Annotated in this window: 16 protein-coding genes; 10 read left to right on the top strand and 6 right to left on the bottom strand. The window is 54.9% G+C overall.

Annotated elements, in window-relative coordinates:
• Nucleotides 1-51 precede the first annotated feature (51 nt).
• From AAFH99_RS11185 to cysB, 3 genes are all read left to right on the top strand, one after another.
• Nucleotides 52-732 carry a TetR/AcrR family transcriptional regulator gene (locus AAFH99_RS11185; RefSeq protein WP_231491478.1) on the top strand — a complete coding sequence of 227 codons (681 nt, stop codon included), beginning with the start codon at nt 52-54 and terminating at the stop codon, nt 730-732.
• A gap of 9 nt (nt 733-741) precedes the next feature.
• Nucleotides 742-1,647, top strand: a complete 906-nt coding sequence (locus AAFH99_RS11180; protein WP_043316199.1) for a 5'-nucleotidase — start codon at nt 742-744, stop codon at nt 1,645-1,647.
• A gap of 248 nt (nt 1,648-1,895) precedes the next feature.
• The gene (gene cysB, locus AAFH99_RS11175; RefSeq protein ID WP_043316202.1) at nt 1,896-2,870 is read left to right on the top strand and encodes an HTH-type transcriptional regulator CysB; all 975 of its coding nucleotides are present in this window, start codon (nt 1,896-1,898) and stop codon (nt 2,868-2,870) included.
• 219 nt (nt 2,871-3,089) lie between these two features.
• Here cysB and AAFH99_RS11170 read toward each other — a convergent pair whose 3' ends face one another.
• From AAFH99_RS11170 to AAFH99_RS11160, 3 genes are all read right to left on the bottom strand, one after another.
• Nucleotides 3,090-3,365, bottom strand: coding sequence for a hypothetical protein (locus AAFH99_RS11170; RefSeq protein WP_043316204.1), 276 nt, complete (start codon nt 3,363-3,365; stop codon nt 3,090-3,092).
• Nucleotides 3,366-3,536: 171 nt separating this feature from the next.
• Nucleotides 3,537-4,871 carry an aminodeoxychorismate synthase component I gene (gene pabB / locus AAFH99_RS11165; protein ID WP_051686887.1) on the bottom strand — a complete coding sequence of 445 codons (1,335 nt, stop codon included), beginning with the start codon at nt 4,869-4,871 and terminating at the stop codon, nt 3,537-3,539.
• Between the two features lie 172 nt (nt 4,872-5,043).
• Nucleotides 5,044-5,913 (bottom strand): pyruvate, water dikinase regulatory protein, encoded by an 870-nt coding sequence (locus AAFH99_RS11160; protein WP_051686888.1) that lies wholly within the window; start codon nt 5,911-5,913, stop codon nt 5,044-5,046.
• Nucleotides 5,914-6,191: 278 nt separating this feature from the next.
• Here AAFH99_RS11160 and ppsA point away from each other — a divergent pair, with 278 nt between their 5' ends.
• The 6 genes from ppsA (at nt 6,192) to AAFH99_RS11130 (ending at nt 15,876) form a co-directional block, all read left to right on the top strand.
• Nucleotides 6,192-8,570, top strand: a complete 2,379-nt coding sequence (gene ppsA / locus AAFH99_RS11155) for a phosphoenolpyruvate synthase (protein ID WP_406827770.1) — start codon at nt 6,192-6,194, stop codon at nt 8,568-8,570.
• 417 nt (nt 8,571-8,987) lie between these two features.
• Nucleotides 8,988-9,677 carry a L,D-transpeptidase gene (locus AAFH99_RS11150; protein WP_081847891.1) on the top strand — a complete coding sequence of 230 codons (690 nt, stop codon included), beginning with the start codon at nt 8,988-8,990 and terminating at the stop codon, nt 9,675-9,677.
• Nucleotides 9,678-9,912: 235 nt separating this feature from the next.
• Entirely contained in the window at nt 9,913-10,401 is a 489-nt protein-coding gene (rraA, locus tag AAFH99_RS11145; protein WP_406827769.1) for a ribonuclease E activity regulator RraA, read from the top strand.
• 1 nt (nt 10,402) lies between these two features.
• A complete protein-coding gene (locus AAFH99_RS11140; protein ID WP_043316210.1) occupies nt 10,403-11,245 on the top strand; it encodes a DMT family transporter in 843 nt (280 codons plus the stop codon).
• 151 nt (nt 11,246-11,396) lie between these two features.
• Entirely contained in the window at nt 11,397-13,628 is a 2,232-nt protein-coding gene (locus AAFH99_RS11135) for an acyl-CoA dehydrogenase (RefSeq protein ID WP_406827768.1), read from the top strand.
• A 16-nt stretch (nt 13,629-13,644) separates the two neighbouring features.
• On the top strand, nt 13,645-15,876 hold the full coding sequence (locus AAFH99_RS11130) for an acetyl-CoA hydrolase/transferase C-terminal domain-containing protein (RefSeq protein WP_406827767.1): 2,232 nt from the start codon (nt 13,645-13,647) through the stop codon (nt 15,874-15,876).
• Nucleotides 15,877-15,903: 27 nt separating this feature from the next.
• On the opposite strand, the gene pta is transcribed toward AAFH99_RS11130, so the two are convergent.
• From pta to AAFH99_RS11115, 3 genes are all read right to left on the bottom strand, one after another.
• Complete coding sequence (pta, locus tag AAFH99_RS11125) at nt 15,904-18,045, bottom strand: phosphate acetyltransferase (protein WP_043316217.1); 2,142 nt, start codon at nt 18,043-18,045, stop codon at nt 15,904-15,906.
• A 2-nt stretch (nt 18,046-18,047) separates the two neighbouring features.
• On the bottom strand, nt 18,048-19,286 hold the full coding sequence (locus AAFH99_RS11120) for an acetate kinase (RefSeq protein WP_043316219.1): 1,239 nt from the start codon (nt 19,284-19,286) through the stop codon (nt 18,048-18,050).
• A gap of 211 nt (nt 19,287-19,497) precedes the next feature.
• Nucleotides 19,498-21,096, bottom strand: coding sequence for an isocitrate lyase (locus tag AAFH99_RS11115; protein WP_043316221.1), 1,599 nt, complete (start codon nt 21,094-21,096; stop codon nt 19,498-19,500).
• 176 nt (nt 21,097-21,272) lie between these two features.
• Here AAFH99_RS11115 and AAFH99_RS11110 point away from each other — a divergent pair, with 176 nt between their 5' ends.
• Nucleotides 21,273-22,208 (top strand): LysR family transcriptional regulator, encoded by a 936-nt coding sequence (locus tag AAFH99_RS11110; protein ID WP_043316222.1) that lies wholly within the window; start codon nt 21,273-21,275, stop codon nt 22,206-22,208.
• Nucleotides 22,209-22,238 lie beyond the last annotated feature (30 nt).

The following is a 22,238-nucleotide window of genomic DNA, read 5'->3' as shown; positions in this document are numbered from 1 at the left end:
CCACTACCCCAATTGTGTTAAAAAGGACTGTCACAAGTAGGGAATTCGGAAGTGTCGAGCGCAGAACAGAATCGCCGCAGAAACCAGTTGTCGCCACGAAGAGAGCCGGTACAGGCGCGGGCCCGCGAGCGTGCCCGTCAGATCCTGGATACCACTGGCCAGCTTCTAGAGCGGGTGGGTCTGAATGATCTCACTACCATCCTGATCGCCAAAGAGCTCGGTGTCTCGGTTGGGTCGGTCTATCACTATTTCCCCAACAAACATGCCATTCTGTATGCCATGGGCGAGCAGTGGCTGGCGAGCCTTACCGAGCGCCTGAACGAGCTTGCGGCCAGTGATCTGGAGCAGCTCAGCCTGCGGGAATTTCTCGATGACCTGCTTACACGCTGGGTATCTGTCTACCGCGAGCAGCGGGGCCTGCTTCCTCTCGTTCAGGCGATGTGGGGGGTACCGGAACTGCACGAGTTGGACGAGCGCCACGATGAGCTTGTCATCAACCATCTGATGGATATGTTCCGCCGCCTGGGCTTTACCTGCCCTGCCAATGAAACCAATCGCCTGGCGCGCGCCACCCTGGAGACCTGCCACGCCATGTTACTGGTGGTGGTCAATCAGGTTGGTGTGCGCTCTGAACGGACGCGGGAAGATCTGCTCAATATGCTGATGGTGCTGCTTGAGCCGCATCGCAATGATGAATTCCCCTCTGGTCTGGACGATGTAGAAGCACCTTGAGGTGGCTTTGTGAATAGTACGAAACCCAACAAGCTGATCATTGCCATTTCCTCGCGGGCGTTATTTGACCTGCGGGAAAGTCACCAGATATTTGAAGAGCAGGGCGTCGATGCGTTTTCTGCGTATCAGATTGAGCGTGAAAATGACATTCTGCCCAAGGGCGAAGCCTTTTCCCTGGTGGAAAAGTTTTTGCAGATCAATGAACGGCTTTCCGGTGAACCCCGCGTCGAGGTGATTCTATTATCACGCAACAGCGCTGATACCGGCCTTCGGGTCTTCAACTCTATCGAACATTACGGCCTGAGCATCAGTCGCGCGGCCTTTTGTAATGGTGGCAGCCCCTATCGGTATATTGCTCCCTTTGGGTGTCATCTGTTCCTCTCCACCGACGGTGAGGATGTGCGGCGGGCGCTGGAGCAGGGGATTGCCGCGGCGACACTGATCCCGGGTGGTGCCCGACAGCGGGGCGATGAAGTACTGCGTTTTGCATTTGATGGTGATGCCGTCCTGTTTTCCGACGAGGCGGAGCAGATTTTCAAGCGCGATGGCTTGGCCGCTTTTGCCAACGCCGAGCGCGCATCTGCGAAAAAGCCGCTGCAGGGAGGCCCGTTCAAAGGGTTTCTCGAGGCGCTGCAACATCTTCAGGGGGAGTTCTCACCGGAGAACTGTCCCATCCGTACCGCTCTGGTCACCGCGCGTTCCGCGCCCGCGCACGAGCGGGTGATTCGCACCCTGCGTGCATGGAATATCCGCATCGATGAATCCATGTTTCTCGGCGGACTACCCAAAGGTGAGTTCCTCCGTGCATTCGGGGCAGACGTGTTTTTTGATGATCAGCCGACCCACTGTGCATCCGCCGCCGCCCATGTCGCTACCGGGCACGTGCCCCACGGCATAGCCAATCAGGGCAACTAACCGCCTTTGACTAGAATATATTCCCGCCAAATTTCCATAAGCGGCACATATCTCACCACTGCGGGTCACTTTTCGTAACTATTTGCTCGCATTTCTGATGTGCATATCACGTTCTGTTGGCCCGCTGTAACTTTCGCTGCTATGCTTTTCCCGCATAAAGTCGCAGAGTTTTTATAACCAATCGCTGGCGCAAAATTGATCGGGCCGATTGTTTTGCACAAATTGCCAGCAATGGACAGGGAGAGGCTATGAAGCTGCAGCAGTTGCGATATATCTGGGAAGTTGCTCATCACGACCTCAATGTGTCGGCCACCGCACAGAGTCTGTTTACTTCTCAGCCTGGAATCAGCAAGCAGATTCGATTGCTGGAAGATGAGCTGGGTGTCGAGATTTTCGCCCGCAGTGGCAAGCATCTGACCCGCGTAACGCCGGCCGGTGAGGCGATCCTCAAGACCGCTGGCGAAATAATGCGCAAGGTTGAGAATATCAAACAGGTAGCGCAGGAGTTCAGCAACGACAAGCGTGGCAGTCTCGCCATCGCTACCACCCACACCCAGGCGCGCTACGCGCTGCCCACGGTAATCAAGGCTTTTATTGCCCGCTATCCGGAAGTGTCCCTGCATATGCATCAGGGCACTCCGATGCAAATCTCAGAAATGGCCGCAGATGGCACCGCGGATTTCGCCATTGCCACCGAGGCGCTGGAATTGTTCAGCGATCTCGTGATGATGCCGGTATACCGCTGGAACCGCTGTATTCTGGTCCCCAAGGGCCACGAGCTCGCACAATTGTCCAAGCTGACTCTGGAAGACGTCGCCAGGTATCCGATTGTCACTTATGTGTTTGGGTTCACCGGACGCTCGAAACTCGATGAGGCCTTCCTCGAAAAAGGGCTGTCGCCCAAAGTGGTGTTCACCGCGGCGGATGCCGATGTGATCAAGACTTATGTGCGCCTTGGGTTGGGTATCGGCATTGTCGCCGATATGGCGGCAGTGGAAGATGAGGATAGTGATCTGGTGGCGCTGGACGCAAGCGAACTGTTCGAGTCCAGCGTAACGAAAATCGGTTTCCGGAAGGGGATTTTTCTACGTGGCTTTATGTACGAATTTATTCAGCAGTTCGCGCCGCACCTTACCCGTGAGTTGATCGATCAGGCGGCCCAGGCGTCCTCCCGTGCGGAAGTGGATGAGCTCTTTTCCCATATAGATCTACCGGTCTATTGATTGAAATCTGCCGGCTCCGAGTCGGTTCTCTAACGCTTCAATCGCCGTAAATCCATTTCACCGCACCTTGCGCTCCGCACCGCCATTTATGGCGGTGCCAAAACGGTATTTGGGAGATCGCAGTTGCCTTGCAGGGTGCGGGCGCAGTCCGAATCAACCTCGGGCAAACCGGCACCCATCATTTCCGCCCCGGCTTTGCGCGTTATCGCGCTGAATACATTACAGGTTCTTGAGTACTTCCTTGGCAAATTTGAAATACACGGTATAAACCTCCGGTTCTCTGCCTTCTTCCTCTACGACAAAAAATGGCGCGCGCTGGACGTTCAGGCGTTGTGCCAGCTGCATACCTGGACTCTCCGGGTCGCGCTCGTCGGCAATCAACGTCTCATCCAGATATTTTTCCTGATCGTTTTCCTTCAGCTTTTCCTCCACGTCTCGGCATTTACCACAAGGGGAGCCGTCAGCGAGGATTTTCTTTACCAGGGTAATTCGCATTGCACATAACCTTATACTGTAAGCCGGATCCGGACTGGCAGTCTTGGGCCGGACCGAGTCGCTTTTATGGTATTACCAGTGAATGGCGCGGAATCTAGCAAGGAAACAGGTATCAGGGAAATACCGAAGGGCGATAGCGATATAACTGCGATTTCACCTTAAGCAAGAAAGTCAATGAAATCGCGATTCGAGTGTTTCAAGCAGGATGCGCACCTTATCCAGGCACTCCTGGTGTTCCGCTTCGGGAATGGAGTCCGCCACAATGCCACCGCCTGCCGCGCAGCTTATTTCACCATTGCTGGCGGTGAGGGTGCGAATGGCAATATTGGTATCGGCTCGGCCGCAGCTGCTCAGATAACCGATACTCCCGCAATACACCCCGCGCGGGCTCAATTCAAGTTCACGAATGATTTCCATGGCGCGGCGCTTGGGGGCACCGGTAATTGAACCACCGGGAAAGCATGCGTGGATTACGTCTGCGAACTCCAGTGTGTCGGGAACCTGACCGGTAATGGTGCTTACCAGGTGATGCACATTCGCAAAACTCTGTAGTTCAAACAGGTTAGGGACACGCACGCTGCCACGCTGGCAGACTTTCCCGAAATCATTGCGCAGTAAGTCCACGATCATCAGGTTTTCCGCCCGATCCTTTACACTTTCCTGCAAGCGTCTAGCGAATGCCGCGTCTTCTACCGCATCAATGGCCCGAGGAAGGGTGCCCTTGATCGGTTCGGTTTGTAGGAAGCGTCCATCCTGCAGGATAAATCGCTCCGGTGATAGGCTGAGGATCGCCCCTCCGGGGACCGTCAGAAATGCGGAAAACGGCCCAGCAGCGACTTCCCGTAATGCCATATATGCGGTTAGTGGGTTCCCTTCGAATTCTGCGAGAAACCGCTGGGTAAAGTTGGCCTGGTAAATGTCGCCGGCCTGTATGTATTCCAGAATACGGGCAATGCGTCTGGCATATTCCTTTGCGGTGAACTCATGCTGAAACCGGCTTGTCAGATGAAACGAGTCGTTGTGTGCTGCCGGTGCATCCCAAGCGACTGTTTCAAAGCGTTGGCGCAGATCCCGTTTCTGGCTATCGGTACAGGCCGGGTGGAACACCAGATGCGCACTGCCCAGTTGATGGTCGGCGATCACTGCCCAGCTGTACAGGCCGAAGAAGCCGGCGGGTAGCGGTGAGGGACGCTCATCTGCGGACAGGAAGTTCCCCCTGGCTCCTAGCTCGTATCCGGCGTAGCCGATAGCACCACCGCAGAAGGGTATCTGCTGGTCAGCCTCCTGTGGCGCCAGCTCGCACACAAGGTCATCAAGATCCGCGAATGGTGCTGAATCACTGGAGGAAAGTGTCAGGGTAGCGATTGGATCTGCGCTTATGATGTCGAAACGCCCCCCGCGCGCGGTCGCGAGGCCGGAATCCAGCCAGACCGGGTATGGGAGGTCGGCCAGCACGGCTAGTGCCGCGCCGATATTGCGGGAATAGGGCAGGGAAATGATCTGCAAAACGTCAACCAAACTTCACGCGGAATGAACACCCCGGACGCAAGGATCTGTCCGGGGCGGCCCCTTGGGTGGCGCTACTTTACTCCAATTTGCCTGTTTAGCCCAACGAACGGGAATGGCAGCGGTCAAGCGGGTGCGCAATCGGAGTATTTTTTGTCGCCATTGACAAAAGTTAGCTGATTCTGCGCTCAATTCCTGCCTGAGACATCAGGCGTGTGGCGAGCTCCTCGACGGAGAGCTCGGTGGCGTCCAAGAAAGGGATCTGTGCTCGGCGCAGCATCTGTTCAACCTGACGCACCTCAAACTCACACTGTTCCGGTGAGGCATAGCGGCTATTCGCACGTCGCTCCTGACGAATGCTCATCAGGCGCCGGGGGTCAATTGTGAGGCCGAACAATTTGTGCTGAAAGGGGCGCAGGATTTTTGGTAGGGATGTACTGTCCATGTCTTCTTCTGTGATGGGGTAGTTGGCTGCGCGCAGGCCGAATTGCAGGGCCAGATAGAGACAAGTTGGTGTTTTACCCGAGCGTGATACCCCGACAAGAATAATATCGGCACTTTCGAATTCGCGGGTGCGACGGCCATCGTCATTGTCCATGGCATAGTGCACGGCATCGATACGGGCCGTATAGCGGCTGTTGTCTGCTATACCGTGTGAAACCCCCACGGATCGATTGGGCGCGGACCCAAACAGATTCGCCAGAGGTGCGAGATAGCTTTCAAAAACATCCAGCATCAGCGCCGAGCTCTGGTGCAGTTGCCCGCGGATATGATCCGAAACAATACTGGTGATGATAATGGGTTGTAGCCCGGACTCTTCGGCGGCCTGTTCGATTCTTTGCAGTACCTGTTTGACCCGGGCTTCAGAATCTACGTAGGGGACAGTCACCTGTTCCACCTGGTGGTCGGGAAATTGCGCCAATAGGCTGTGCCCGATTCCCTCTACCGTGAGGCCCGTCCCATCGGAAATAAAAAAGGCAGTGCGCTTTGGCGGGTGGGTATCAAATGTGGAGCAGGTACCGAAACGGGTAGGTTGATTCATGGGCAGGTCGCTTGATGGTTGTATAGAGAGTAATCGTGAAATCGCCAAGTTCAACAATACCAAAAAACTCGTAGGGTGATTTACGAATCCAAGACAAAGCGGTTGAAGTTACCAAAGACTCAATGTTCGCGAATCGTCTGGGGGCGGTCATCCAGAAAGTGCGTTTGTAGAAAAATTACAACAGAAAAGCGACCATTTCACCGACGTTTGCGGGGTATTATTTACAAAACCCTTCCTTATAATCTGCCGCCAATACAGAAGTTGCAGAGGGCAATCCATTGACCACTTACACTATCGAGTTCGCGAAGCTGGGCATGGCGGACGTCGACAAGGTCGGCGGTAAGAACGCATCCCTGGGTGAGATGATTTCCTCCCTGTCAGGTGCCGGCGTCAGCGTACCGGGCGGGTTTGCCACTACTGCCGAAGCTTTTCGTGAATTCCTGTCCTCTGCAGGACTGGATACCCGCATCGCCGAGCGCTTGCAGGAACTGGATGTCGACGATGTAACCGCACTGGCTGCCGCCGGTGAAGAAATTCGTCAGTGGCTGCTGGACACGCCATTTCCGGCGGGGCTGGAGAAAGAGATACGCGCAGGGTATGAGGCCCTGGGGGGCGGTGAGACCGCCGTTGCCGTACGCTCTTCCGCCACCGCGGAAGATCTGCCGGATGCTTCCTTTGCTGGACAGCAGGAAACTTTCCTGAATATTCGCGGGATCGACGCGGTTCTCCAGGCCGTTCGGGAAGTTTTTGCATCCCTGTACAACGATCGCGCTATTGCCTATCGCGTACACACGGGATACGCGGATGTAGGTGTTTACCTGTCGGCTGGCATCCAACATATGGTTCGCAGTGAAACAGGCGCCTCTGGGGTCATGTTTACACTGGATACCGAGAGCGGCTTCCGCGACGTGATTTTTGTAACCGCCGCGTACGGTCTCGGAGAGACCGTAGTGCAGGGTGCGGTGAACCCTGACGAGTTTTATCTGTACAAGCCTGCGCTCGAGGCCAAACGCCCTGCAATACTGCGCCGTAATCGCGGCAGTAAAGCCATCAAAATGATATACGACGCGAGTGGCGAATGCGGCCGCTCGGTCAAAACCGTACAGGTACCGGAAGTGGATCGCCTGCGTTTTGCCCTGACCGATGAGGAGCTCACCGAGCTAGCCAATCAGGCGCGCAAGATCGAGGCGCACTACCAGCGCCCGATGGATATCGAATGGGCGAAAGATGGCGATTCCGGCAAGCTGTTTATCGTGCAGGCACGCCCGGAAACCGTACGCTCGCGAGATACCGGTACCAGTATCGAGCGCTATAAGCTGCAGGAGCGTGGCGACATCCTTTGCGAGGGCCGTGCCATTGGCCAGCGTATCGGAGCCGGCCCTGTGCGCGTACTCGACTCGGTAGAGGACATGGCCAAGATGCAGGACGGCGACGTCCTGGTAACCGATATGACTGACCCGGATTGGGAGCCAGTACTGAAAAAGGCCAGTGCGATCGTTACCAACCGCGGCGGCCGCACCTGTCACGCGGCGATTATCGCCCGGGAACTCGGCATTCCCGCGGTCGTTGGCTGTGGTGACGCCACCGAGAAACTGTCGACCGGGACCCCGGTCACCGTAACTTGTGCAGAAGGTGATACCGGCTTCGTAATGTCCGGTCAGCTGGATTTCGAGCGTTCCCTCACCGAAGTGACCGATATGCCCGATCTGCCTTTCAAGATTATGCTGAACGTGGGGAATCCGGACCGTGCCTTTGCTTTCAGCAATTTGCCGAATCAGGGTGTCGGACTGGCGCGTCTGGAATTCATTCTTAACCGTATGATCGGAATTCACCCGAAGGCACTGCTGGAGCTGGACCGCCTGCCACAGGACCTGCAACAGAATATCCGCAACCGCATTGGCGGTTACGTCTCGCCGGAAGATTTTATTGTCGAAAAGCTGGTCGAGGGTATTTCCACCTTGGCCGCCGCGTTTGCGCCGAATCGCACTATTGTGCGGCTGTCGGACTTCAAGTCCAATGAGTACGCTCACCTGTTGGGCGGCCAGATGTACGAGCCTAGCGAGGAAAACCCGATGCTCGGTTTTCGCGGTGCTGCGCGCTATCGCTCCAAAGACTTCCGTCACTGCTTTGCCCTGGAATGCAAGGCGCTGAAAAAAGTTCGAGACGAAATGGGACTCACCAATGTGGAGATCATGGTGCCTTTCGTGCGCACGCCAGATGAAGCCCGCCAGGTTGTGGCGTTATTGGAAGAAAATGGGCTGAAGCGCGGAGAGAATGGCCTCAAGATCATCATGATGTGTGAGCTCCCGTCCAATGCCCTGCTGGCAGAAGATTTCCTGCAGTATTTTGATGGATTCTCCATCGGCTCCAACGATCTGACTCAGCTTACTCTGGGGCTGGATCGGGATTCCGGACTGGTGGCAGAACTGTTCGATGAGCGTGACCCGGCGGTGAGAATGCTCCTGTCTCGTGCGATTCAGGCCTGTAAAAAAGCTGGAAAGTATGTGGGGATATGCGGGCAGGGTCCCTCGGACCACAAAGATTTCGCTCAGTGGCTGATGGACGAAGGAATTGACAGTGTTTCCTTGAATCCGGATACCGCAGTGGATACCTGGCTGTATCTCGCCAATCAGCGAAGCGCGGATGAGTCGAAGTAGGAGGGTTATGCCCCTGACTAACCTTATTTGCACGCAAAGAATGCGCGCAATGGCGAGATAAGTACTTATCAGACCCGGTTTTCGCGGCCTGAGCACGATAAAGCGACCGAATTGGTCGCTTTTTTTGTGCCTGTAATTAGGAAATATTTCCACGTTGACGCCACATCGGACGAAATGGACTTCGGCGAAACCGACCCCACGGGCTTGTGGCGACGTTTATCGCAGTCTAAGTGCATTGCCAAATTCCATAAAACCGGCAAAAGCTCTATTAAATCAATCTAAGCACGGCAAGTACGATCAATAAAATCGAACAAGCTTCCGTACAAAGCAGCGCAGTAATGCGGTGATCTGCGGAGGCTTCGATTGCTGTTATTCACCGAGAAAACCTTCTATTGAAGTACTGACCGAGGTGCCATCATGCTTAGACGTTTCCTGTTCTCTCCCAATGAAGAGCCTTTCACCCGCGCGCAAGACGGGCAATACACGCTAGAACATTCCGGGGGGGGTGTGGCCGTTGAAGCAGGGGCAACCGAGCGAATTTCAGCGGGCGTCTCGCGCCGCTTTGTAGCTGCCGCGTTGCTGTTCGCCGCGACACTGCTAGGGAGCCTCTGGCCGACACTCGCCGAGGCGCACAACGGAGGAAACTGGTTTGACGATCAGGCTGCGGCGAGTTCTTCCGGTGCACCGTCCATTCGTATCAATCTCAGTGAACAGAAGGCGTACTTCTACAAAGGCGGCAAGTTGGTCGGCGTATCACTGATTTCTTCCGGTAAACAGGGTTTCCGTACCAGTCCCGGGAAATTTCGTGTATTAGCCAAGCGTCCCAATCACCGCTCAAGTATTTATGGTAGCTATGTGGACCGGAGCACGGGCCGTGTCGTCAAGGCAGATGTTGATACGCGCAAGCATCGCCGCCCGGCGGGAACCTATTATCGTGGAGCGAAAATGAACCACTATATCCGCTTCAATGGCGGGGTAGGTCTGCATGCTTCCGGCCATGTTCCCCGCTATCCGGCGTCACACGGTTGTGTGCGTATGCCGCCGCACATGGCGCGTAAGTTTTATCAGTATTCACGTGTCGGTATGCCTGTAACGGTCAGTTACTGAGTTGCATTCCCTATTGGCAATCCGCACCGGGAAATGTGTATCCATGGGATAGAAATTCCCGGAAGCCTGCGGGACCTGTTTGCCGGGTATTATCCATAGAGGTAATACCCGGCATTTTTGTTGCCGCGCTGTAGCCGGAAGGGAGAATCGCTATGATGAGGTGCTGGCCGAATATGTATGATCGGCACCACATAGAATGACCTTCAGGAACGATGATTGGACTCAGGAGCCTGCCATGAACCAAAAAATGATATCTACCCCAGACCTGTGTGATGAATTTCCCGATCTGGTTCAGGTGGTAGAGCCCATGTTTATCAACTATGGGGGCAGGGAAGCATTCGGCGGGGAAATTGTCACGATCAAATGCTTTGAAGACAACTCACTGGTGCGTGAGCGGGTGGCGGAAGATGGTACTGGCAAAGTACTGGTGGTGGATGCTGGAGGGTCGATGCGTAGGGCCTGTCTCGGTGACATGCTGGCCGAAAAGGCGTGTCGGAACCGATGGGCCGGGATTCTGATGTACGGTTGTATACGCGATGTGGATGCGATTTCTGGTCTAGAGTTAGGAGTACAGGCGCTGGGAAGCCACCCAATGAAGACCGATAAAAAGGGTATCGGGGAACGGGATATTGCGGTGACTTTTGGCGGCGTCTCCTTTAAACCTGGAGAGTATTTGTACGCCGATAATAACGGTGTGATAGTTTCTCCCCAACCGCTTATGTAATTTGGAAATATCAGAATCTGCTTTATTTGCGCTGGTCCTGCTGTCTGCGCTTGCTCATGCCGTATGGAATGCGGTGGTCAAACACAGTGAAGAAGGTTTCCTGCAGCTGGCGATGATCCGCAGTGTCGGCCTTCTGGTAGGCGCTGCACTTGCCACACAACTACCCCTTCCCGGGCACAACGCATTGGGTTACCTGCTCGGCGGAGCGTTTTTTCAGTATCTGTATTTCTTCCTGTTATCCCGGTCCTATCGCGCACTGGACTACGGTACCGCATACCCTATTGCCCGGGGCGTGACCCCGCTTATGGTGGCGACTGCCGCGTTGCTATTTCTTGATGAATCGTTACAGCCACTGCAACTGACCGGCATCTTACTGGTGACCTGCGGTATCTTCGCACTCATCATGAAGGAGCTGCGGGTGAGCAGAATGGGCATCCTGTACTCCGTTGGCACCGGAATCGCCATTACTGGCTATACAACTCTCGGCGCAGCGGGCGTACGCAGTGTCGAAAACCCACTCAGTTACGTGGCCTGGCTAGAAATTCTCTCCGGAGGCGGAATCATTCTGGCGGTCCTCCTGACACGTCCTCTGAAAGGGCTCGCCTTTGCCCGAGCACACTTCCTGCGAAGTTCACTTTCCGGTGTTCTTGCCACGAGTGGCTTCGGTATCGCGTTGTGGGCAACATCAATGATGCCTGTGGCGGCGGTTGCCGCAACCCGAGAGGTGAGTATCCTATTTGCTTCTCTCATTTCCGTATTCCTGCTTAACGAGCGTTTTTCTCTACAGCGTGTCTTCGCAGCATTGATTATTTTCTGCGGCATTGGCACTCTGGCACTTGCCTGATATTCACCATACCCGTAATTGATTGCCTATAGTTGCAAGCAAGCGCGGCACATAGCGGCAGCGGTTAACTTATGCGCCGCAGCGGTTAAATCAGTTGCTGTCTGTTGTCATTCCGTTGGCACTGCAATCAATACTTCAACAAGGATAAGTAATGAGTACCCTGCGTCAGAAGTGGATCACAGCCCCATTATTGAAGTGGATCAAAAAGGTTCTTCCGCCCATATCCGACACAGAGCGTGCGGCGATGGAAGCGGGGGAGGTATGGTGGGATGCCCAGTTGCTCTCGGGTAAGCCGGACTGGAATCAATTGCTTGAAATGGGGCCGCCGACTCTGACAGATGCAGAGCAGGCTTTTATTGAGGGGCCGGTGGAAGAACTCTGCAAGATGATCGACGATTGGCAAATCTCCTATGAAGATCACGACATCTCCGAAGAGATCTGGGAGTTTCTCAAGAAAAATCGATTCTTCGGGATCATCATTCCGGAGGAGTTCGGCGGTCTCGGCTTTTCCCCGACGGCACATGCGCAGATCGTAACGAAAATCTCTACCCGCAGTACCAGTGTGGGTGTCACAGTGATGGTGCCCAACTCTCTTGGACCCGGGGAGTTACTGATGGCCCACGGCACCGACGCGCAGAAGCAGCACTACCTGCCACGCCTGGCGGACGGGCGTGATATCCCCTGTTTTGGCCTGACAAGCCCGGAGGCTGGCTCCGATGCAGCTTCAATGGTCGATCACGGTGTGGTCTGCTACGGCGACTACAAGGGTGAAAAGACACTGGGGATGCGCGTGAACTGGCACAAGCGCTATATCACCCTTGGCCCGGTAGCCACCGTACTTGGCCTCGCATTCAAGCTATATGACCCGGACCATATTCTGGGGGAAGAAGAAGAACTTGGTATTACTGTTGCCCTGGTACCCACGGATACAGAAGGTGTAACCATCGGTCAGCGCCACTTACCCGCAATGCAGGCGTTTATGAATGGTCCGAATTGGGGGAAAGATGTCTTTATTCCGATGGAATGGATTATTGGCGGGCAAGAAAATATCGGTCACGGTTGGCACATGCTGATGAGTGCGTTGGCCGCCGGACGAGGCATCTCGCTACCGTCCCTGTCCACCGGCGGTGCGCAACTGGCGGCCCGTACGACCGGTGCCTACGCCCATATTCGCGAGCAGTTTGGTATATCGATCGGGAAATTCGAGGGTGTACAGCGTCGTCTCGCGGAAATTGCCGGTATCGCCTATGTACTGGATTCCGCGCACAAAACCACTACCCGCGCACTGGACCAGGGTCGTAAACCCGCCGTAGTGTCGGCAATCATGAAGGCCCACGCGACCAACGGTTTACGACAGGCCATAAATGATGCCATGGACATCCATGCAGGTAAGGCCATCATTGACGGCCCGTCGAATTACCTGGGCAATGTCTATCGGGCAGTACCGGTCGCCATCACCGTCGAGGGCGCAAATATTTTAACCCGCAGCCTGATGATCTTTGGCCAAGGAGCCATTCGTTGTCACCCATATCTGCTGCAGGAAATGGAGGCTGCCACCAACCCTGACAATGATGCGGGTGTGAAGGAACTGGATGCTCTGCTGCCGAAACACTTCCTGTTTCAATTGAAGACCCTCGGCCGTGCCATGTTTCATGGCTGGACCGGCGGCCTGTTCGCAAGCAGCCCCAAGGGGGTTGGCGATGCCGCCAAATATTATCGGCAAATGAATCGTTATTCTGCGGTCCTTACCCTGGTCACCGAGATTTCACTGATGTCACTTGGCGGCGAACTTAAACGGAAAGAAATGATATCGGCCCGACTGGGGGATGTATTGAGTGAGCTCTATCTGATGAGTTGCACACTCAAGCGTTTTCACGATGACGGTAGTCCGAAAGAAGACCGGCCATTACTGGAATTTGCCATGCGCTCAGGCTTTCACAATATCGAAGTCAGCCTGATTGAAGTCTTTCATAACTTCCCTGTACGTTTTGTCGGGCAATTCATGCACTTCCTTACCATGCCCTGGGGGCACAGTATTCGTGCCGCATCGGACCGCCAGGCGCGAGCCTGTGCCAACCTGATTATGGAACCGTCTGATACCCGCGACCGCCTGACCCAGGGGGTATTCCTGGGAAATCCTGGCGATGGTATTGATGTGGTCGAACAGGCATTCCTGAAAAGTCATGAGACCGCCCCAATCCGTGAAAAAATGAAAAAGGCCGGTATCCGCTCGCTCAGCGTGGACGCTGTGGAACAAGCACGGACGAAGGGTGTCATCAATGATGAAGAGTCGGCGCAAATAAAATCGACGGCAGAGGCCGTGGACAAGGCAATTCAGGTTGACCATTTCGATTCCCTCGGCGAGCAAACCGCCAAGGGTTGACCAGTACGAGGCGCTCATGGCATCTAATGTTTCAGCCCCGGATTGCTTTGACAGGGCAGAGGCCTGTGTTGATGCGGTTTTGGAAAAAGTTGGCAAACGCATCGTTCTGGGGCTACCGCTGGGCATTGGCAAGGCGAATCATTTTGCTAATGCCCTGTACGCACGGGCCGAAGTGGATCCCGAAATTTCCCTGACGATTTTTACTGCGCTGACACTGGAGCGACCATCCGGCCATAGCGAGCTGGAACGGCGATTTGTACAGCCACTGCTGGACCGACTTTATTCCGACTATCAGGACCTTGCCTACAATCAGGCGCGTCGACGTGGGCTGTTACCGAAAAATGTCGAAGTATGTGAATTCTTCATGCAACCTGGGAGTTTCCTTAACTCACCCAACGCCCAACAGAGTTATGTGAGCTCAAACTACACCCATGTACCCCGAGACCTTCTCGACCGGGGTGTCAATGTGGTTGCGCAAATGGTGACTCCGGCACCGGACGATTCTGGTGATCTGAGTTTGAGCTCCAACCCAGATCTCACTCTGCCGTTGCTTGCGCTCGCCGAGGAGCGCCGTTATGGCCATATCACAATGGTTGGTGAGATTAACCCTCAGCTTCCATTTGTCGGAGGCGATGCACGTGTTCCGGCGAGTAAGTTCGATTTTTTGCTCGCTGGCGACGTTTTTGACCAGGAAATCTTTCCTGCGCCCAATGCACCGGTTCGTCTGACGGAGTATGCATTGGCATTTCATATTGCCGCACTGGTGAAAGATGGCGGCACATTGCAGGTCGGTATCGGCGCATTGGGTGATGCGGTATGCCATGTTCTGGCGCTGCGCCAACGTAAAAACACCGACTTTATCGATATTCTCGAGGCGCTACAGGCCGAGTCTCCTTCAACCATCTGTCATCTACCTCTGGAGACCGGTCGATTCCAGCGAGGCTTGTACGGTGCCAGTGAAATGGTTCCGGAAGGCTTCTTTCATCTGCGCGATGCCGGAGTACTGGTGCGCAATGTCTATCCTGATACCGCGCTTCAAAAACTCCTGAATGAGGGGCGGGTGTCAGAGACCGTTGATGAGGCACTGCTATTGGCACTACGTGATGTCGGTAGAATCAAGAGCCCACTGAGTGAAGGGGATACACGATTTCTACAAGAGGTGGGTATTGTCGATCCATCCTACAGTTGGCGCGGACACCGCTTCCTCGATGAGGGGGGCGAAATGGAGGAATGTGATCTCCATTCGTCCAGCGGCCGAAAGCGGTTGCTTGGTACCTGTGAAGGGAACGCCATAAAAGGCGGCACCTGGTTGCACGGTGGTTTTTACCTGGGGTCTACCCGGCTTTACGAGCGCCTGCGGACGATGCCGACTGGTGATATGGCGGGAATCAATATGACCGCCATCGACTATATCAATGACATGCTTAAGAGCTCCGAGCTCAAGATTGCCCAGCGACAGCATGCTCGCTTCGTCAATTCTGCAATGATGGTGACGCTAAATGGAGCGGTCATCTCCGATGGCCTTGAAGATGGCAAGGTCGTCAGTGGAGTGGGGGGGCAGTATAACTTCGTCGCACAGGCGCACGGACTACCCGGGGGGCGCTCCATCATTGCCGTACCCAGTACACGCCACTCTGGCGGTCGTGTTTGCAGCAACATCGTGTGGGAGTATCCCCACTGCACAATTCCCCGGCATTTGCGAGATATTGTGGTAACCGAATACGGCGTGGCGGATCTTCGGGGCAAGACCGATCGCGATGTGATTGTAGCGATGCTGTGCATCACCGATTCCCGTTTTCAACACGAGTTGCTGGGCAAGGCCCGGGATGCGGGAAAGGTAGAAGCCGACTGCTGTATTCCCAAACCCTTTACCAATAATACACCGGAAAAACTACACGCCGTGTTTGGACAGGGGCACCGGCTCAGCCTGCTGCCGTATTACCCACTGGGCACCGATTTGACTGAAGAAGAGGCGCGACTCGCCGTGGCTCTGAAAGCAGTCAAAGAAGAAGGGCGTAAGCTCTGGGAGCTGTGGCCCATTCTTCGCAAAGGGTTGAAAGCCTGTAAGAGTGAGGCCTCAGAATTTCAATCAATCCACGCTTGTCTGAAACGTATGGGCTTCAACCGTACCGATACCTTTGAGCATCGCCTTGAGGCCTATGTCGTGGCTGGCGCACTGGTCCGGTTCTACGACGAGCGGCGTCCTCTGGGGGAGACTGCTGTGAGTGTTGACACTGTGAGCGCGTGATGTGTACCAGGGTACCCTCCGCCGAAGTCAGGCATTTTGCTGGCTCGCCTGAATAGCGGTTAGTGCAATGGTATATACAATGTCATCGACGAGGGCTCCGCGGGACAGGTCGTTGACGGGCTTGCGCATTCCCTGAAGCATAGGGCCGATACTAATAAGATCCGCACTGCGCTGTACCGCCTTGTAAGTTGTATTGCCGGTGTTCAGATCCGGAAAAATAAATACCGTCGCACGGCCAGCCACCGGGCTATCTGGCGCTTTCTTTTTGGCGACATTTTCCATAATGGCGGCGTCGTATTGCAGTGGACCATCAATGACAAGGTCCGGTCTTTTATTCTGAGCCAATCGGGTTGCTTCTCGCACTTTATCGACGTCACTACCGGACCCTGACGTACCGGTGGAATAGCTGATCATGGCTACCCGGGGCTCGATTCCGAACGCCTCGGCGGAATCCGCAGACTGAATGGCGATATCTGCGAGCTCCTCTGCATCTGGGTCCGGGTTGATCGCGCAGTCTCCGTAGACAAGCACCTGATCCGGCAGAAGCATAAAGAACACGGATGAGACCAGGGACGCACCAGGTGCGGTTTTAATCAGTTGTAACGCAGGGCGAATGGTGTTCGCGGTGGTATGCACGGCACCGGAAACCAGTCCGTCAACCTCACCCTCGGCCAGCATCATAGTACCGAGTACCACGTTGTCCTGCAGTTGCTCTTTGGCGACGATTTCGGTGAGTCCTTTGTTTTTGCGGAGCTCAACCATCGCGTCCACATATTTGTTGCGGGCGCTCTCTGGGTCAATGATTTCGACCTTGTCGGCGAGGGCAATTCCCTGTTGCTCCGCCACACGGTGAATCTCCTTTGGGTCACCGAGCAGCACCGGGCGCGCTATGCCGCGCTCGGCGCAAACAAGTGCCGCTTTCACTGTACGCGGCTCATCGCCCTCCGGCAGCACAATCCGCTTGTTGGCACGTCTCGCCAGCTCGGTCAGGTAGTAACGAAACGCGGGGGGAGAAAGACGCCGCGGTCGATTGGAATCTTTGCCCAGTGACTCCAGCCAGTGATTGTCGAGATGACCAGCGATGAAATCCTGTACTTTTTCTATGCGCTCTATGTCGTCGGTGGGTGTTTCAGTGTTGAAGGATTGCAGCTGCAGCGCAGTCTGCCAGGTATTGCTCTGTACCAGTATCACAGGTAAGCCGGTTTCCATCGCCGGTGCGCACAGCTTACGGACCTGTGACTCAATGTGGTAACCACCGGTCAGCAATAGACAGCCAATCTTGATGCCGTTCATTGCCGCAAGGCAGGCTGCGACTATGACATCGGGCCTATCCCCCGAGGACACCAGCATGGAACCCGGCTCAAATCGGTAGATCATATTACCCAAGGAGCGGGAACAGAAGGTCACACTGTGCAGTCGTCGACTCTCCAGTTCACCGTAGTTAATGATTTCTGCCTGGAAGTGGTCCGCGAGGTCTTTCGCTCTTGGTGCGACCAGCTCGGCATTCCAGGGAATGCACCCGATAATCGGCAGTGGACTCTTGCCAAACAGAGACAGAATTTCGAGGCTCCCACGACGTACTCGTGGGCCCTCGAATACCCCAGTAATATCTGCCCCCGGCGCGTCCGGGACCTGAGAGGGAGCTCCTACCTTGTTTACGATACAGCCCACCACCCGCCCGGAGCTGGCGCCATCAAATGTGGTCAAGGCAACTTCCAGTCGATCTTTCAACTGCTGGATTGAATCCAGTTCGGGGCATACCACAAGAACGATTTCTGCATCCAGGGTCTTTGCTATCTGCAGATTCAGCAGGCTGGCAAATTGGTTCTCGGCATTGGGCACCAGGCCCTCGACAATCGCAACATCGGCCTTATGCGCGTGATCGTTATAACGGGACAGCACTTCTTCCAGCAGGTCTGCCAGGTCGTCATGACCAATCATCGACTCCGCGTGTTGCATACTGAAAGATTCGGGCACTTTCAGATTTGATGCCCTTCGAAGGATCTCATTGCTTCGGTCTCGATTGCGCTCATGTTTTACCGCTTCGGAAATCGGCTTATAAAAGCTTACGCTGATGCCATCCCGCTCTAACGCGCGCAGAATTCCGAGGCTGACCGAGGTAATACCGACACCGGCACTTATCGGCACCAGCATTATCGTACGGGGCATTCTCAGGGCCCCTCGATGTGTGCTATCAACCGCGCGGCATCCTGTGCGATGACCCACTCTTCATTGGTGGGAATCACCATCACAGGCCTATCGGGCTGCAGGCCACTTTCTTTGTGAATTGTTCCCTCGGCACCAAACCGCATCTTTTCATTCGCGGTGTGGTTCACACAATATCCAAGCCCGCTGAGCTGTTGCAGAACTTTCTCCCGAATCAGGGAAGAGTTCTCACCGATACCGCCGGTGAAGACTACAGCATGAACGCTTGGTAGCACGCCATGATACGCAGCAATATATTTACTGAGACGATAACAGAAGATATCCAGCGCAAGCTGCGCTCCCTCGTGTCCATCGGCCGCCGCCCGCTCCAGGGTGCGACAGTCGTTGCTGAGCTCAGAAATACCCAGCAGTCCGCTTTGCTTGTTTAGCAGGTCATTGATCTCTTTCAGGCAATAGTCCATCCGGGCGCCGAGGTGCATAAGTAGCCCCGGATCCACGTCACCACTACGGGTGCCCATCACCAAGCCTTCCAGTGGCGTAAGCCCCATGCTGGTGTCCACGCTTTTTCCACTCGCGATGGCAGTTATGGAAGCACCGTTACCCAGGTGAGCAGAGATAAGATTGATTTTTTCGATGGGTATCGCAAGAAGTTTTGCCGCGCGGTCGGTGACAAAACGGTGGCTGGTACCATGCATGCCGTAGCGCCGGATTCCGTGGTCGCGATACAGGGCGTAGGGCAGGGCGTAGATGTAAGCATACCGAGGCATGGATTGGTGAAAGGCGGTATCAAAAACTGCAACCTGGGGTAAATCGGGAAAGGCCTTGGTCGCCGCTTCAATTCCGAGTAAATGCGCTGGATTATGCAACGGTGCCAGGGCAACGCAGTCCCGTATTGCACGGATTACCGAGTCATCAATCAGCACGGAACCGGAAAATGTTTCACCGCCGTGTACCACACGATGACCAATAGCGATAATACGCTGAAGCAGATTACTCGCAGAGTGCAGTATCTCGTCCACAAGATACTGGATGGCTTCTGTGTTGCGGGCACCTGCCGAAAGGGGATGTGACTGCCGTTCCCCGTGCACTTCCCAGCTGACCACCGGTTCTTCCTGCCCCAGAGCATCGCCGATACCACTGAGGGTGACATCACCATTGGAGGGATCAATCAGTGCAAATTTGAGTGATGAACTCCCACAATTGAGGACGAGGACATAACCATTGACAGGAGACTCAATAGACATAAGCGCCGCGAACAGATTGCGTGATCAGACTAAAAGCCTAGTTCATTTTTCCGCCAATGTTCGATGACCGTATCTGAACAGTGGGGTCCAGCGTGCGACTTGACCGGGAAAGCGGTGACTGAAGCAGAAACAGGTTTTTAAGGCACAAAAAAGGGCCGCTATGCGGCCCGGAAGTGAATGAAACGATTCTCAGGGATAGAGGTGAATCGGCTCAGCCAAATTGATTCATCGTATTGTCCTTACCGGCCGCTTTCAGCGCTGCTTCACCGGCAAAGTACTCTTTATGGTCATCGCCCATATCCGAGCCGGCCATGTTCTGGTGCTTCACGCAGGCGATGCCCTGGCGAATTTCCTTGCGCTGTACGCCTTCAACGTAACCAAGCATGCCCTTTTCACCGAAGTACTCTTTGGCCAGGTTGTCGGTAGACAATGCCGCAGTGTGGTAGGTGGGCAGAGTGATGAGGTGGTGGAAGATACCCGCCTCGCGAGACGCGTCCGCCTGGAAAGTGCGGATTTTCTCGTCCGCGGCTTTGGACAGTTCGGAGTCGTCGTACTCTGCACTCATCAGATTGTCACGATCGTACGCAGAAACGTCTTTGCCTTCTTCTTTCCAGGCATCGAACACCTGCTGGCGGAAGTTCAGTGTCCAGTTGAACGATGGGCTGTTGTTGTACACCAGTTTCGCGTTTGGTACCTGCTTGCGAATCTCGTCCATCATGGCGCCAATCTGGCGAACGTGCGGCTTTTCGGTTTCGATCCAGATCAGATCGGCACCGTTTTGCAGGGAAGTCACACTGTCGAGAATGCAGCGCGCTTCACCGGTGCCCTTGCGGAACTGGAAGAGGTTGGAAGCCAGGCGCTTCGGACGCAGCAGTTTACCTTCCCGGTTGATAACCACATCGCCATTTTTCAGGTCCGACGGCGCAATTTCTTCACAATCCAGGAAGCTGTTGTACTGATCACCCAGGTCGCCCGGTTCTTTGGTAACCGCGATCTGCTTGGTCAGACCCGCCCCCAGAGAATCCGTGCGGGCAACGATAACACCATTATCGACGCCCAATTCTAAGAAGGCATAACGCACTGCGCGAATCTTCGCCAGGAAGTCTTCATGCGGCACGGTAACCTTACCGTCCTGGTGGCCACATTGTTTCTCGTCGGAAACCTGGTTCTCGATCTGAATACAGCAGGCGCCCGCCTCGATCATTTTCTTGGCCAACAGGTAGGTCGCTTCAGCATTACCAAAGCCCGCATCAATGTCCGCGATAATCGGTACCACATGGGTCACGTGATTGTCGATCTGGTTCTGGATGGCCTTGGCCTTCAACTGATCTCCTGCTTCACGGGCCGCATCCAGTTCACGGAACAAACCGCCCAGTTCGCGAGCATCCGCCTGACGCAGAAAGGTATAGAGCTCTTCGATCAGCGCGGCTACCGAGGTTTTCTCGTGCATGGACTGGTCGGGCAGGGGGCCGAATTCACTGCGCAGGGCAGCAACCATCCATCCGGACAGGTACAGGTAGCGCCGATCGGTATTCCCTTCAAAATGTTTTTTGATGGAAATCATTTTTTGCTGGCCGATAAATCCGTGCCAGCATCCCAGAGACTGGGTGTATTTGGAGGTGTCCTGATCGTAAGCCTCCATGTCCTTGCGCATGATGTCTGCGGTGTAACGCGCGATATCCAGGCCGGTTTTGAACTTGTTTTGCAAGCGCATGCGGGCAACAGATTCCGGGCTGATGGCATCCCAGGTGCTGCCGTTGGCGTCACACAGCTTAGCGGCTGTTTCGATCTCTTTTGCGTAGCTAGACATGGCAATTTTCCCTTGAACGGTGACTGCGAATAGGTTGTGCGTATCCTAGGAGTGCTGGCATAATTTGGCTAATTTATTGTCATTATTCTCACTATACAAAGCGTGAATAGATGACCGGAGCGCCCAAAAAACCACAACAAACCACCGGGAAAAGAAGCCCGGTAGAGAGTGTGCCGATGAATCTGGAAAGAGCCGATCTCAACCTCCTGGTATACCTGGACGTACTGTTACGGGAACGCAACGTGACCCGTGCGGCGAGTCATCTGGGGTTATCGCAGCCCGCCATGAGCAATGGATTGAAGCGCCTGCGCGAACTGTTTGGAGACCCACTGCTGGTGCGTACCCGCGAGGGCATGATGCCCACCGAACGGGCCATGGAACTGCAACCCATGGTGCGAGAGGCGCTCGCCGCCATTGATCAGGTTATCCAGCCCAATCGGGATTTCACACCTTCGGATGCTCGCCGCACCTTCCGGATCATGGCGAGCGACTACGCTGAATCCACATTGATCCCTCCCTTACTTAAACAGTTGCGGGTAGGGGCTCCCGGTATCAGTCTAGACATCATGACCCCGTCGGACGTGAGTTTCGTGGATGTTGAGCAGGGCAAGGTGGATATGGTGATCAACCGATTTGACTCCATGCCCCAGAGCTTTCACCAGGCCACCATCTGGAGCGATAGCTTTTCCTGCGTGATGCGTGCAGATAACCCGATATTGCAGGACTACAATCTTGAGAGTTATCTGGGGGCCCAGCACATCTGGGTCAGTAAAACCGGTATGGGCGTTGGCGTGGGAGTTAATCCCGAAGATGTGCAACGCCTGGGCTGGGTAGATGAGGCCATCGGCCGACTCGGGCGCAAGCGCGACATTTCTGTATTTACGCGCCACTATCAGGTTGCCATGTTGCTCGCGGAGCAGAGTGACCTGATCGTCACTGTACCGACACGAATGGCCCAGTTGGCGTCGAGTAATCCGCGGGTAGTTCTGCGCGAGCCCCCTCTGAAAATACCGCCCCTGGAGCTGAAAATGGCCTGGAGCCCATTGCTTCAGCAGAGCGCCCCCCACCGCTGGATGCGCCGATTGATTCTGGATGTGGGCCGACAGCTATAGGCTGCCTAGAGTAAAATTCATTTCCCGAAT

Source organism: Microbulbifer sp. ARAS458-1, assembly GCF_045348205.1.
Classification (GTDB): domain Bacteria; phylum Pseudomonadota; class Gammaproteobacteria; order Pseudomonadales; family Cellvibrionaceae; genus Microbulbifer.
This window is presented reverse-complemented; position numbering and strand designations above follow the sequence as displayed.